The sequence below is a fragment of the Pseudofrankia inefficax genome (genome assembly GCF_000166135.1).
Lineage (GTDB): Bacteria > Actinomycetota > Actinomycetes > Frankiales > Frankiaceae > Pseudofrankia > Pseudofrankia inefficax.
Genome location: NC_014666.1, coordinates 6722809 through 6736654, shown reverse-complemented (window position 1 = coordinate 6736654; position 13846 = coordinate 6722809). Strand labels below are relative to the sequence as shown.

Here is a 13846-nt window from a genome sequence, read left to right as displayed (position 1 = left end):
CTAGCGTCGCGAGTCATGGAGTACGACCTCGGTCCCGGCGCGGCCCGGTTACGCGAGCGCCTGCGCGCACTCGTCGCCGAGCATGTGCCCGTGGACTATCTCGGCGCCTTCACGCCCGATCCCGCCGACCTCGACGTCGCGCAGCGGTTCTGCCGGACACTCGCGGACGAGGGCCTGCTGTGCATGGCCTGGCCGGAGGAGTTCGGCGGGAGCGGCGCGTCGCTGTGGGAGCAGACCGTCGTCCGCGAGGAGATGTGGGCCGCCCACGAGCCGCGCGGCGCCCAGTACATGGGCGTCAACTGGGTCGGGCCGACGATCATGCGGCACGGCACCGCGGCGCAGCAGGCCCAGCACCTGCCGCCGATCGCGCGCGGCGAGGTGATCTGGTGTCAGGGTTTCTCCGAGCCCGGCTCCGGCTCCGACCTCGCCTCACTGCGCACCGCCGCCCGGCCGGAGCGGGACGGCGACGGCGCCGGTGGCCGCGCCTGGCGCGTGCACGGCCAGAAGATCTGGACCTCGTACGCGACGATGGCGCAGTGGTGTTTCCTGCTCGCCCGGACCACGACCGGCGGCCGTAAGCAGGCCGGCCTGACGATCTTCCTGGTGCCGATGGACGCGCCGGGGATCGAGGTCCGCCCGATCGACTGCATGATGGGCCCGCACCACCTCAACGAGGTGTTCTTCGACGGTGTGCGGGTGACCGAGGCCGACGTGCTCGGCACCGTCGACGACGGCTGGTCCGTCGTCCAGGAGGTGCTGGCCTTCGAACGGGTCGGCATCGCCCGCTACGCCCGCTGCGAGCGGCTGCTGCAGGCCGCGCCCGAGGTGCTCGGCGGTGCCTGGGCGGACCTGCCGCCCGAGCTGCACGGCCGCTGGGCCCGGCTGCTGGTGCACGCCCGGCGGGCCCGGTTGCTCGCCTACCGCGTCGTCTCCCGCCAGGGCACCGGCCAGGTCAGCCCGGTCGACTCGGCCGCCTACCGGATCGCGGTGACGAAGCTGGACCAGGACAGCGCCGAGGTCCTGATGGAGATCATCGCGCAGGCAGCGCTGACCGGTGCCGACGGCGAGTACTACCGCCGCGAGGTGGAGGACCACGCCCGCTACTCGGTCTCGGCCACGGTCGCCTCCGGCAGCATCGAGATGCAGCGCATCCTGCTCTCTCGCGCCCTGCTCGCGGCCTCCAGCGCACCGACCTCGACCTCAAGGGGGACCGCGTGACCGACACCGTGGACACCCTGACCACCGGCGTCGACCTGGACCTCGCCGCGGAGGCCGCCGAGTTCGGCCGCACCGCGCAGCGGGCGATCGAGGCGGCCGGCGGCGACGAGCTGACCCAGACCGCCGAGCGGGAGCCGGCACGGCGCGGGGATCTGGTCGCGCCGCTGCTGGCCGGGCTGGGCGCCTGGGAGCTCGACCCGCGCGGCAGCGCCGACGAGCTGGAAGCGGCCGCGGCGCTGTGCCGGGCCGCCGGCTGGTGGGCGCTGCCCTACCCGGTCGCGGAGCGGCTCGCCCGTCCGGCCGACCTCGACGTCGACGCCCTGGTGGTCGTCGCGGACGTCGCGCCCGCGGCCCCGGTCGCGGCGCTCGACCTGCGCCTGGCCGCGGTCACCCTCGACGGGCGCCGCTCGCTCGCCACGGCCCGCGAGCCGGCCGAGGGGCCGCGCCGGACGGCGTTCGTCGCCGGCCTGGACCTCACCCCGCTCGACCAGGCGCCCGACGGCGACGTCGCGCTGGGCCTGGTGCTGTCCGGCTGGACGCTGCTCGGCCTGCTCGACCGGGCGATGGCCCTGACCAGGACGTACATCCTGGAGCGCGAGCAGTTCGGCCAGCCGCTGGCCCGCTTCCAGGGCGTGCAGTTCCAGCTGACCGACGCCGAGGTGGAGCGGGCGGGCGTCGCGGAGCTCGCCGGCTACGCGCTCTGGAGCATCGAGGCCGGCCGGCCCGAGGCGCTGGACGACGCGCTGGCGCTGCGGCTCGCGGCGATCGAGGCGGCGGACGTCGTCTTCCGGGTCTGCCACCAGTTGCACGGCGCGATGGGCTTCTGCGACGAGACGACGCTGTCCTGGCTGTCCCGCTACAGCCAGCCGGCGCGCCGGCTCCCGCTCGGCCGCTCGGCCACCCAGGACGCGTTGGCGCGCCGGCTGGGCCGCCGCGGCCTGACCGGCATCTTCGGCCCGAACGCGGGTGCCCGTTGACCACGCTGGCGACGCGGACCGACGACCTGGCCGAGCTGCGCGCGTCCGTACACGACTGGTGCCGCGCCCACGTACCGGCCGACTGGCGGCGCGCGCAGACCGGCGTCGGCGATGCGGAGTTCGTCGCCTTCCAGCAGGCCTGGTTCCAGGAGCTGCGCGCGGCCGGCTGGGCGGTGCCGCACTGGCCGGCCGAGTGGGGCGGTGGCCTGTCGGCGGCCGAGCAGATGGTGCTCTACCAGGAGCTGGCGGCGGCCGACGCGCCCCGGCTGGTGCTCGCGTTCGTCTCGATTCACCATGCCGCCGCCACCCTGCTGACCGCCGGCACCGACGAGCAGCGGGCCCGTCACCTGCCGGCGATCCTCGACGGTGAGATCTGGGTGCAGGGCTTCTCCGAGCCGGAGGCGGGCTCCGACCTCGCCAGCCTGCGCACCACCGCACGGCGTGAGCCGCGTGACGGCGGTGACGTCTTCGTCGTCAACGGCCAGAAGCTCTGGGCGTCCGGCGCGCTGCACGCCGACTGGTGCCTGCTGCTCGCCCGCAGCGACCCGGCCGCGCCCAAGCGGCGGGGCATCTCCTACCTCCTGATGGACATGCGCAGTCCGGGCCTGGACGTGCGGCCGATCCGCAACGCCGTCGGCGACGGGCACTTCTGCGAGATCTTCCTCAACGACGTCGAGATCCCGGCGGCGAACCTCGTCGGTCCGGAGAACGCCGGCTGGCAGGTGGCCCAGGCGACGCTGTCCGCCGAGCGCGGGATGACGATGCTGGAGCTGGCCGAACGGCTCGGCAACGTCGGGCTGCGGGCGCTGGTCGAGACCTGCCGGCGCCCGGACGAGCGCGGGCATCGGCCGATCGACGACTCCCGGGTGGCCGACCGGCTGGCCGGGTTCGACACCGAGATAGCCGGTCTGCGGGCGCTGTGCCGCGACCTGGTCGAACGCCACGACACCGGCAGCGTCGGGCCGGCCGACGCCTCGGTCGTCAAGGTGTACTACAGCGAGCTGCTGCAGCGGATGACCGGCTTCGCCGCGGAGCTGGCCGGGCTCGACGCGCTCTCCGAGCTGCACAAGCCGGCCTCCAGCGGCTGGGAGTCGGGGGCCTGGCTGCTCGACTTCATCGGCTCCTGGGAGTGGACGATCCCCGGCGGTACGAACGAGATCCAGCGGACGATCATCGGCGAGCGCGGCCTCGGCCTGCCCAGGGAGCCGTGATGAGTGTGAGTACTCACACGACAGCGATCGCCGCGACCGCCGAGGAGCGGGCCGCCGCCGAGGAGCTGCGCGCCGAGCTGCGGACGGTCGCCCGCGACCTGCTGGCTGGTCTGCCCGCCGGCGACGAGGACGTCGCGGCCGACGGCTGGGCGAGTTTCGCGGACGCGGGCTGGCTCGGGCTGGAGGTGCCCGACGAGCTCGACGGCGCCGGCGTGGGCTTCGCCGAGACGGCCGTCGTCTGCCAGGAGCTCGGCCGCGCCGCGGCGCGGGCTCCCTACCTGGGCACCGCGGTGCTCGGTGCCGGCGCGCTGCTGGCGCTGGCGCCAGGGGAGACGCGGGACGGCTGGCTACGCGCCCTCGCGACCGGCGCGCCGCGCCTCGCGCTCGCGCTGCCCACCGGCGACGGGGCCGTGGGCGCGCCCGGCGCGCTCCCGTTCCAGCTCGTCGCCGCGGCGGGTGGTGCCTGGCGGGTGAGTGGGCACGCGGACTTCGTGCCGGACGCGGCCGGGGCGGGAACGGTGCTGCTGCTCGCGGCGGCGCCGGAGGGCGAGCCGGTGCTCGTCGCCGTCGAGCCGGGCCAGCCCGGCGTGCGCATCGCCGACCAGCCCGTTCTCGACGTCAGCCGCGGGCTTGGCACCGTCACGGTCGCCGACGCGACGGTGGGCGAGGTCCACCGGTTCGGCGGTGACGGCCAGGCGGCGGTCAGGACGTTGCTCGCCCGGGGCGCGCTGGCCCTGGCCGTCGACAGCCTGGGCGTCGCCGAGGCCATGCTGGACGCCACCGTCGCCTACGTCGGCGTGCGCCACCAGTTCGGCCGGGCGATCGGCTCGTTCCAGGCCGTCAAGCACGGGTGCGCCGACATGTTCGTGCAGGTCTCGGTGAGCCGGGGCCTGGTCGCCGACGCCGTGGGCGCGCTGGCGGCGCTCGGGCCGGGCGGGCTCGACGGGGACCTGGCGGCGGCCGAGATCGCCGTCTCGCGGGCCAAGTCCCACGTGGGCGGGGCCGCCGTCGACGTGGCCGGCCGAGCGATGCAGCTCCATGGCGGTATCGGCTACACGTGGGAAAGCGGTGTGCACCGCTTCCTGAAGCGGGCCGCGTGCAACCGCGCGCTGTTCGGGTCGCCGACGGCCCACCGGGCCCGGCTTGCGCACAGGTTCGCCTGAGGATCTGGCGCTGGTGCGTCCATCTCCGTTAGCATGTGAGCGTTCGCTCTCTTAGAGGGCCCACGCTCGTAGCAGGGTCCCGGTGTTCACAGGGGCCCGAGTCCAAAGATCCGGCCGTGGGAGGCACCCGTGTCGTTCTCCTGGTTCGTCTCCGTTGACGACCACCTCATCGAGCCGGCTCGGCTCTGGCAGGAGCGGCTGCCCGAGCGCTGGCGTGACACCGGCCCGCGCATCGTCCGCGACGGTGACTCCGAGTTCTGGGTGTACGAGGACCGCCAGATCGTCACCACCGGTCTGAACGCGGTCGCCGGCAAGACGCGCGAGGAGTTCTCGCCCGAGCCGATCACCTACGAGGACATGCGCCTCGGCTGCTACGACCCGACCGCCCGGGTCGCGGACATGAACCAGGGCAACGTGCTGTCCTCGCTCCTGTTCCCGAGCTTCCCCCGCTACTGCGGCCAGGTGTTCCACGAGGCCAAGGACAAGGAACTGGCGCTGCTCTGTGTCCAGGCCTGGAACGACTTCATCCTGGAGGAGTTCGGCGCCGCGTTCCCCGGCCGCTTCATCCCGATGATGATCATCCCGTTGTGGGACCCGGTCGCGGCCGCCGCCGAGATCGAGCGCACCGCCGCCCTCGGCGGCAAGACGATCGCGTTCTCGGAGAACCCGACCAAGCTCGGGCTCCCGTCGATCCACACCGACTTCTGGGACCCGGTGTTCAGGGCCTGCAACGACACCGGCTACGTCGTCTCGATGCACGTCGGCTCGTCGTCGAACCTGATCCGCACCTCGGCGGACATGCCGACGCTGGCCTTCATGGCCTACTCGGCGGCGGCGAACCAGGCCGGCACCCTGCTGGACTGGCTGTTCAGCGGCATCTTCCCGAAGTACCCGAACCTGAAGATCGCCCTTTCCGAAGGGTCGATCGGCTGGATTCCGTACTTCCTGGAGCGCGCCGAGCAGGTCATCGACAAGCAGCGGTTCTGGGCGTCCCGGTTCGACATCGACATGAACGCCTCGCACGAGCGGGGCGAGTCCAAGGGCGCGGCGTCGTTCGACCTCGACACCGACATTCGGGCGCTGTTCCGCGACCACGTCTTCGGCACGTTCATCGAGGACCAGGCCGGCCTGCGGCTGCTCGACATCATCGGTGAGGACAACGTGATGCTCGAGTGCGACTACCCGCACTCGGACTCCACCTGGCCGGACACGACCAAGGTCGCGAACGAGTGGCTCGGCCACCTGTCCGACGAGGTCGTCCACAAGATCACGGTCGGCAACGCCGCCCGGGTCTACAACTTCACCCCGGCCGACCCGGCGACCATCGCCTGAGCCAGCCGGCGGTCTCCTTTCACCCGGGCGGCGCGGCCCGGTGCTGGTCCTTCACCCGTCGCCGGGCCGTCTACCCGGTCCGGCGACGGGCTCCCGCCGCACGACGAGGCGGAATCTCGGCGCGCGCCCGGGCGAGTGAACCACCCCGGCGACCTTGACCGTGCGCGTCCGGAAACCGATGCCTTTTCCACGCACGCGTGTCAACCGTTGAGGGGATAGAGAATGTCAGTTATCGGGCGGGCCGGCGGCCGGCAGAAACGAATTCCACGTACCCAGCTGGTCGCCGCCTTATTGGGCGTCACGCTCGTCGCCGCGGCCTGCGGCGGCTCGTCCGGCGGTGGGTCCACCAGCTCCGGCGGCACGACGGCGCCGAAGCCCACCGGCGCGCCGATCAAGCTTGGCCTGATGACCGGCATCCAGACCAACGCGGTCTCGCAGCCGTATGTCGCGCAGGCGGCCAAGATCGCGGCCGCGTCGATCAACGCGAACGGCGGCATCCTCGGCCGCCCGGTCGAGATCGACGTCTGTGACGACCACAGCACGCCGCAGGGCGCCTCGGTCTGTGCCCAGAAGCTTCTGGTCGAGGACAAGGTCCTCATGATGGCCGGCGACGACGGCACCCAGGAGCCGAGCCTGCTCCCGACGCTCGACACCGCGAACACGATCTCGTGGTCGAGCCTGGGCGCCGCGTCCGCGGACCTGCAGAACCCGCGGGTCTACGTGATCGAGCCGGTGCTCGTGGGTTACCGGATCCTGCCGCAGATGCTGCCGGCCACCACCAAGCACGTCGCCTACATCTCGGCGGACTCGGCGGTCGCGCAGGCGTCAGCCAAGGTCTCGGCCACCTACTACCCGCCGTCGGTCAAGGTCGACAACCTCGGCCTCGGGCTGACCGCGACGGACTTCCAGCCGACCTGCCTGCAGATCAAGCAGAGCGGCGCCGACACCGTCGTCCCGGCGATCAACCCGAGCCAGCTGGCCCCGCTGATGCAGACCTGCAACCAGCTCGGCCTGACCAAGACGCTCTGGGCGATCCCGAGCATCATCCTGACGCCGCAGGTCGTGCAGACGATCTCGAGCCTCAACCAGCCGAACCTGATCGTGCTGGCCTTCGGGCAGGGCGCCATCGGCTCGTTCGCGGACGACGTCGCCAAGTACGGCAAGCAGGTCGGCGGCATCACCAACACCATCGGTGACGCGTCGATCAACGCCTGGCTCGGCGTCAAGCTGGTCGCGGACATCATTCCCAAGGTCGGCGCCGTCGACGCCGTGAAGATCAAGGCCTGGCTCGACCAGCAGACCGCGTTCGACACGCACGGGGCGACCGCACCCATCGACTTCACCTCGGCCGGTGTCACGGGTATCCCGCGGGTGAAGAACCAGTCAGCCTCGCAGGGTGAGATCAAGGACGGAAAGCTGACGGTGACGGTGCAGAAGCCGTTCCTCGTCGGAAAGCCCCTGTCGTAACGCCAGATCGGTCGTAACGAGAGATCGCCGAACGCGAGCGCCGCGGGCGGTCGGCTGGGATGGTCGAGAGACCTGCCAGCCGGCCGCCCACCGGCACGTCCCGCCCGGACCCCGAAGTTGAAGTGCCTCCCCGGCGAAGGGAACCCACGATGGACAGGGAAGCGCTGGAACACGGCATCGTGCGCCGGTTGCTCGACCACATCGACAACCGCAGCACCGACATGGCCGACGAGGTCATGGAGCTGTCGGTCGACGCCTACTCGGCCGAGCACCAGGCCGCCGAGATCGAGGGCCTGTTCCTCGACCAGCCCCTGGTGCTGTGCCTGTCCGGCGCGCTGCCCGAGCCGGGCACCTACCGGACCGTGGACCTGCTCGGCACGCCCGTGCTGCTCACCCGGGACAACGACGGCCAGGTCCACGCGATGCTCAACGCCTGCCGGCACCGAGGCGTGCGGCTGTGTGACGGGGCCGGTGAGGCGATCCGGCTGACGTGCCCGTTCCACGCCTGGACGTACGGCCTGGACGGCAAGCTGGGCCGGATGCCGGTCGCCGAGGGCTTCGCCGGCATGGACAAGTCGAGCAAGGGCCTGATCCGGCTGGAGGTCGCCGAGGGGTACGGGCTGATCGTGGGCCGGCTGCGGCCGGGCGCGCCGATCGACATCGACGAGTACCTCGGGCCCGGCCTGGCCGAGGAGCTGGCGATGCTCGACTTCGCGACCTGGCAGCCGTACAACGAGCCGCACGTGCACAAGGTGGCGGGCAACTGGAAGGTCACCCTGGACACGTTCCGGGAGAACTACCACTTCAACTACCTGCACAAGAACACCCTGGCCAGCTACGCCATCGGCGGCGTGCTGACCTTCGACGCGTTCGGCCGCCACCTGCGCAACACCTCGGCGCTGAAGTCGATCGTCGAGCTGCGCGAGCGTTCCGAGCCGGACTGGGGCGACGTCTCCGGGCACTTCAGCTACCAGTACGCGCTGTTCCCGAACGTCAGCCTCACCTTCGACGCCCGCCACATCGAGCTCTGGCAGATCCTCCCGGTCGACGAGAGCCACTCCGAGGTCGTGCACACGGTCTACCTGCGCCCCGGCCTGACCGACGAGGAGCGCTCCAAGGCCGTCGACATGGCACCGTGGATCTGCGACACGGTCGTGGACGGTGAGGACTTCTGGGTCGCCGGGCGGACCGAGCCCGGCGTGCGCCTGGGCCTGATCGACACGGTCGTGTTCGGCCGCAACGAGCCCGCTCCGCAGCACCTGCACCGTGGCTTCGAGGACGCGCTCGCGGCCTACCGGGCCCGTAAGGCCTCCGCGTGAGCACGGCGGCGGAGCGGACCCGTGCCGAGGCTGGCGTGGACACCGCGGACGCCGTCGCGGTCGTCCAGGAGATGGCGCGGCGCTTCCAGTCCGGCGACCTTGCCGGGGCGCGGGCGCTGATGCATCCGGAGATCCGGGTCCAGCAGCCGGCCTCGCTGCCGCACGGCGGCTGGCACACCGGGCAGGACGGCATGGCCGCGATGAACGTCGAGGCCGGCGCGCACTGGGACCGCGCGATCGTCGACCCGCGGATCACCGGGAGCGGTGCCACGGCCGTCCAGATCACCACCCAGACCTGGACGGCGAAGGCGACCGGCCGGGCGGCGACCGTCGACGTCGTCGAGCTGTTCACCGTCGCCGACGGCACGATCCGTGAGATCCGCGTCTTCCAGCAGGACACCCACCTCCTGCTGGGCACGCTCGACAACTGACCGACCACGAGGAAATGCAGGTAACCGTGGATCAGCGACTGCTCTATCGGGATGCGTTCTTCATTGACGGCGACTGGACCGCCCCCGCCGGTCCGGACGAGTTCGGCGTCATCTCCCCGTCCAGCGAGGAGGTCGTCGGCAAGGTCCCGCTCGCGACCAACAGCGACATCGACCGTGCGGTCGCGGCCGCCAGGGCCGCGTTCGACCACGGCCCCTGGCCCCGCCTGACGCCGGCCGAGCGCGGTGAGATCCTCATCCGGGCCGCCGAGATGCTCGCCAAGCGCGCACCCGACATCGCCGCGGTGACCGTCGACGAGATCGGCTGCCCGGTCAGCAACCCCGGGTCGCAGACCGGCCTCGTCGCGCCGGTGTTCGAGTACTACGGGAAGCTCGCGCGGACCTACCCGTTCGAGCGGACCGTGCTTGAGGGCGCCCGGGCGGGCCTCGTCACCCAGGAGCCCGTCGGCGTCGTCGGCGCGATCGTGCCGTGGAACGCGCCCGTCACCCTGGCCGCGTGGAAGATCGCGCCGGCGCTGGCCGCCGGGTGCACGGTCGTGCTGAAGCCGCCGCCCGAGGCGCCGCTGTCGGCCTTCCCGTTCGCCGAGGCGCTGCACGAGGCGGGCGTGCCGGCGGGCGTCGTCAACGTCGTGCCGGGCGGCCGTGAGGTCGGCGAGCACCTCGTCACCCACCCGGACGTCGACAAGATCGCCTTCACCGGCTCGACCGGCGCCGGGAAGCGGATCATGAGCCTGTGCGGCGAGCAGGTGAAGCGGGTCTCGCTGGAGCTGGGCGGCAAGTCGGCCTGCATCCTGCTCGATGACACGGACATCGCGAAGATCGTCCCGACCGTCGTCGGCATCGGGATGAACCGCTCCGGCCAGGTCTGCGCGGCGCAGACCCGGATCCTGGTACACCGGTCCCGGTACGCCGAGGCGCTGGAGGCCGCCGGCGCGAGCGCCGCGCGGATCCCGCTCGGTGACCCGCACGACCCGGCCACCGTCATCGGGCCGCTCGTCGCCGAGCGGCAGCGCGAGCGGGTTGAGGGCTACATCGACGGCGCCATCGCCAGCGGCGCCAAGGTCGTCGCCGGCGGGAAGCGGCCGGGGCACCTGAACCGGGGCTGGTACGTCGAGGCGACGATCCTGGGCGACGTCGACAACGGGATGCCGGTGGCCCGTGAGGAGATCTTCGGCCCGGTGCTGAGCTTCATCCCGTTCGACGACGAGGACGAGGCGGTGCGCATCGCCAACGACTCGCCGTTCGGCCTGGCCGGCGGGGTCTGGAGCGCGGACCCGGCGCGCGCGCTCGGCGTCGCGCGCCAGTTGCGGACCGGTGCCGTCAACATCAACGCGGACTTCCCGCCGTTCCCACTGGTGCCGTTCGGCGGCTTCAAGCAGTCCGGGCTCGGCCGCGAGCTCGGGCCGGAGGGGCTGGCCGGCTACCTGGAGACGCGCAGCATCGGCATCCCGGTGGGTCTCGCCGGCGGCGCCTGATGGCCGGGTCATTAGGGGCAGGGTTTTCGGGTGCGCGGTTCTCGAGTGCGCAGTTCTCCATCCGGTACACCGCGCTCGCGCCGAGCGACCCGGGGACGTGGCAGCCGCTGCTCAACCGGGTCGTCGCCGCGGACCGGGCCGGTGTCGACCGGGTGGTTCTCTCCGGCGAGCACGTCGTGTTCGGCGAGCACCTGGACAACTACTCCCGGCCGGAGGTAGGCGGCCGGGTCGGTGGGGTGCAGCCCACCGACCCGGACGGCCACTTCCTCGAACCGCTGACGACGATGTCGTTCCTGGCCGGGATGACGTCACGGGTGCGGTTCACCAACAGCATCCTGCTGGCCGCCCTGCGCCGGCCGATCGTGCTGGCCAAGAGCGCGGCGACGCTGGACGTGCTCTCCGGCGGCCGGCTCGACCTGGGCGTCGGGATCGGCTGGCAGCGCGAGGAGTACGAGGCCGCGGGCCTCGACTTCACCCGCCGAGGCCGGCTGCTCGACCACACCCTGGAGGTCTGCCAGCTGCTGTGGCGCGAGCAGCGGGCCACGTACTCGTCGGCCGAGCTGTCCTTCGAGAACATCCACCTCAACCCCAAGCCGGTCCAGCCCGGTGGCGTCCCGGTGTGGGTCAGCGGCACGGTGAACCCGGGCCCGATGCGCCGGCTGGCCCGGTTCGGCGCGGGCTGGATTCCGTGGGGACCGGCCTCCGACCGGGCCGACGCGCTGGTCGAGACGATCCCGCGGATGCGCGACGCCGTCGCCGCGCTCGGCCGCGACCCGCTGGAGCTCGGCGTCGCCGGCAAACTCCCGAACGTCGCCGCGCCGGACGGGTCGCCTGACCTGGCGGCGACGATCGACGGCCTGCCCGCCCTGGTCGAGGCCGGTGTCACCGACGTCCGCCTGCAGCTCCCGGTCCCGGACGACGCCCACGCCGCCGAGGACTACCTGACCCCGTGGGTGACCGCGTTCCGCGAGGCCGCGTCCCGCTAAGCGCTCGATCGGCGGCCGGTGATCGCCGTTTTCGCCCTCAACTGGTTGTGACAGAGCTCGGTTTACGACCGCTTGAGGGTCGAAACGGCGATCACTCTGGCCGGCCGATCGGCCGTCCTAGCTCGGGGTGATGTGCAGGCTGGTGAGGCCCAGCTCGGGGGAGGTCTTGCGGGCGTTCTCGGGGGGTTCACCGCAGACGAGGACGGGGACGTCGCGGGCGACCTCGACGGTCGCGGTCGCGGTGCCGGGGCCCGTTGGGCCGTCCCAGCCCAGGTGGACGGTCGCGGAGCGGCGGTCGGCCGCGACGTCGCTACTCGCCGACGTCAGCCGGTGCTCCAGCCAGGCCCAGCCGTGGCGTTCGAACAGCTCCCGTTCGACGACCTGGCCCCACTGGTCGAGCGCGGTCGTGCCCCGGTAGTTGCCGCGAACCGGCGGCGTCCCGGACCGGCGCACCACGCCGTCGAGGGTGTCGGTGTCGAGGAAGCCCCAGGCCAGGCCGTCGGGCAGCGTGAAGCCGGTCGGGGCGTACCGGTGGCCGCCGGTGTGGCTGCAGCGCCGGACCCGGACTCCCGGCCAGGTGTCGGCCACATCGAGCGCGAGCCGGGTGCCCAGCCGTCCGCAGCAGACGTCGCGGGAGCCGTGCCCGCAGAGCAGCATGTCGGGGGGCGCGGGCTGTCCTTCTCCGGCCGGCCTGCCGTTCTCGATCGGTGCTGTCGCGAGGCGGGCGGCCTCGTCCACGACCCGGTCCGCCGGGATGAGGTGGTCGGTACCAAGGAAACGGCCGGTCTCGGCACGCCGCCAGATCGTCACCGCGACCTGATCGCCGGTTCCGGCAGCGTCGGCCGTGCCAGGGCTGGAGGCCTCAGGGCTGGTTTCGGCGGCGCCGTCCGCCACGGCGCCGGTGACCGAAGAGCCCGAGGCCAAACCATCGTCCAGCGGGCGCACGGCCAGCAGGCGGGTCCTGCGCAGCCCGCGCTGCGACAGCTCGGCGAAGTCCGGGAGCTGGCCGATGTCCTGGGGCCACGGCGGTGGCGTCTCGATGAGGACGAACGTGTCGCAGGTCAGCGCCGAGCCGATCGGGTCGACTCCCTGGGCCTGGGTCCAGGGCGCGCAGCGGTAGGAGATCGCCGGGCTGGAGACGACGACGGTCACAGCACCTCCCGATCATTACCGTGCTCAGCAGACGGATGGTCCGCCGCTCTCGTGAAGGAACGTGCACGGTTCTTGTGGCGTTCCAGCCGGCCGGCGGCCCGAAACCGCCGCGACTGGTGGTCCTCACGACACCGCCGGTCGCCCGGCCCGCCAGCGATGGCCCGCGGCGCGGGCCTGATCGCCGTTTTCGCCCTCCAGTGGCTGTAACCAGGCCCGATTCACGACCACACGAGGGCCGAAACGGCGATCATGCCGGCGGCGGAGTGGTGCTCAGCCGAGCATGTTGATGCCGCCGTCGACGATGACGGTCTGGCCGGTGATGTAGCTGGCGCCCTCGGAGCACAGGAAGCCGACCACCGGGGCGAGGTCGCTCGGGTGGCCGATGCGGCGCAGCGCCGCGTTGCCGAGGCCCTTTTCGAGCACCTCGCGCGGTACGACCTTCAGCGTCGCCTCGGTGTCGATGACACCGGGCGCGATCGCGTTCACCGTGATGCCGAACGGGCCGAGCTCGCGGGCCAGCGTCTTGGTCATCGTGATGACGGCCGCCTTCGACATCGAGTAGTGCAGCGAGCGGGGAACGGTGGCGTAGACCGAGGCCGAGCTCTGGTTGACGATCCGGCCGAACTCCTGGCGCTTCATGTGCGGGATGGCCGCGCGGCACATGTAGAACGTGCCCGACACGTTGATGTCGATCATCTTCTGCCACATGGCGAGGCTGATCTCCTCGGCGATGGCGAAGTCCCGGTTCGCGTAGAGCGCCGCGTTGTTGACCAGGAAGTCGAGCGACCCGTGCTCGCTGACGACGCCGTCGACGGCGTTGACGCAGCCGGCGGCGTCGGCGATGTCCAGGACGAGAGTGCTGGCCGATAAGCCCGCGGCCGTCAGCTCCTTGGTCATGGTCGCCGCGGCATCGCCGTCGATGTCGGCGACGACGACGTGCGCGCCGCGGCCGGCGAAGTGCCGGGCGTACTCCGAGCCGATGCCGTGCGCCGCGCCGGTGATGACCGCCACCCGGCCCTCGAAGTCAGTCATGAAAACCCCTCTCGCGCCCGGCCGATCCGTGATGCAAGGGTACCCTTGCATCAATCGGGCCAGCA

At 72.1% G+C, this 13846-nt stretch carries 12 protein-coding genes; 10 read left to right on the top strand and 2 right to left on the bottom strand.

Going from position 1 to position 13846, the window contains the following annotated elements; all coding sequences use genetic code 11:
* Positions 1-15: 15 nt before the first annotated feature.
* From FRAEUI1C_RS27290 to FRAEUI1C_RS27245, 10 genes are all read left to right on the top strand, one after another.
* Positions 16-1218, top strand: a complete 1203-nt coding sequence (locus FRAEUI1C_RS27290; RefSeq protein WP_013426596.1) for an acyl-CoA dehydrogenase family protein — start codon at positions 16-18, stop codon at positions 1216-1218.
* Complete coding sequence (locus tag FRAEUI1C_RS27285; RefSeq protein WP_013426595.1) at positions 1215-2195, top strand: acyl-CoA dehydrogenase family protein; 981 nt, start codon at positions 1215-1217, stop codon at positions 2193-2195. Before FRAEUI1C_RS27290 ends, FRAEUI1C_RS27285 begins: the two co-directional genes overlap by 4 nt.
* Positions 2196-2200: 5 nt before the next feature.
* Complete coding sequence (locus FRAEUI1C_RS27280; RefSeq protein WP_041261542.1) at positions 2201-3406, top strand: acyl-CoA dehydrogenase family protein; 1206 nt, start codon at positions 2201-2203, stop codon at positions 3404-3406.
* Positions 3406-4569: an acyl-CoA dehydrogenase family protein gene (locus tag FRAEUI1C_RS27275; protein WP_013426593.1), complete on the top strand. Its 1164-nt coding sequence runs from the start codon at positions 3406-3408 to the stop codon at positions 4567-4569. The genes FRAEUI1C_RS27280 and FRAEUI1C_RS27275 overlap by 1 nt, the downstream gene beginning before the upstream one ends.
* Positions 4570-4698: 129 nt before the next feature.
* Positions 4699-5901, top strand: coding sequence for an amidohydrolase family protein (locus tag FRAEUI1C_RS27270; RefSeq protein WP_013426592.1), 1203 nt, complete (start codon positions 4699-4701; stop codon positions 5899-5901).
* Between the two features lie 222 nt (positions 5902-6123).
* Positions 6124-7368: an ABC transporter substrate-binding protein gene (locus FRAEUI1C_RS27265; protein ID WP_013426591.1), complete on the top strand. Its 1245-nt coding sequence runs from the start codon at positions 6124-6126 to the stop codon at positions 7366-7368.
* Positions 7369-7517: 149 nt separating this feature from the next.
* On the top strand, positions 7518-8687 hold the full coding sequence (locus FRAEUI1C_RS27260; RefSeq protein ID WP_013426590.1) for an aromatic ring-hydroxylating oxygenase subunit alpha: 1170 nt from the start codon (positions 7518-7520) through the stop codon (positions 8685-8687).
* Positions 8684-9118, top strand: coding sequence for a nuclear transport factor 2 family protein (locus FRAEUI1C_RS27255; protein WP_013426589.1), 435 nt, complete (start codon positions 8684-8686; stop codon positions 9116-9118). Before FRAEUI1C_RS27260 ends, FRAEUI1C_RS27255 begins: the two co-directional genes overlap by 4 nt.
* Before the next feature lie 26 nt (positions 9119-9144).
* Positions 9145-10611 carry an aldehyde dehydrogenase gene (locus FRAEUI1C_RS27250; RefSeq protein WP_013426588.1) on the top strand — a complete coding sequence of 489 codons (1467 nt, stop codon included), beginning with the start codon at positions 9145-9147 and terminating at the stop codon, positions 10609-10611.
* A complete protein-coding gene (locus FRAEUI1C_RS27245; RefSeq protein ID WP_013426587.1) occupies positions 10611-11597 on the top strand; it encodes a TIGR03619 family F420-dependent LLM class oxidoreductase in 987 nt (328 codons plus the stop codon). Before FRAEUI1C_RS27250 ends, FRAEUI1C_RS27245 begins: the two co-directional genes overlap by 1 nt.
* Positions 11598-11714: 117 nt before the next feature.
* Here the strand turns inward: FRAEUI1C_RS27245 and FRAEUI1C_RS27240 are convergent, their stop codons facing one another.
* Both FRAEUI1C_RS27240 and FRAEUI1C_RS27235 read right to left on the bottom strand, forming a co-directional pair.
* On the bottom strand, positions 11715-12749 hold the full coding sequence (locus FRAEUI1C_RS27240; protein ID WP_013426586.1) for a sucrase ferredoxin: 1035 nt from the start codon (positions 12747-12749) through the stop codon (positions 11715-11717).
* A gap of 270 nt (positions 12750-13019) precedes the next feature.
* The gene (locus FRAEUI1C_RS27235) at positions 13020-13781 is read right to left on the bottom strand and encodes an SDR family NAD(P)-dependent oxidoreductase (protein ID WP_013426585.1); all 762 of its coding nucleotides are present in this window, start codon (positions 13779-13781) and stop codon (positions 13020-13022) included.
* Positions 13782-13846 lie beyond the last annotated feature (65 nt).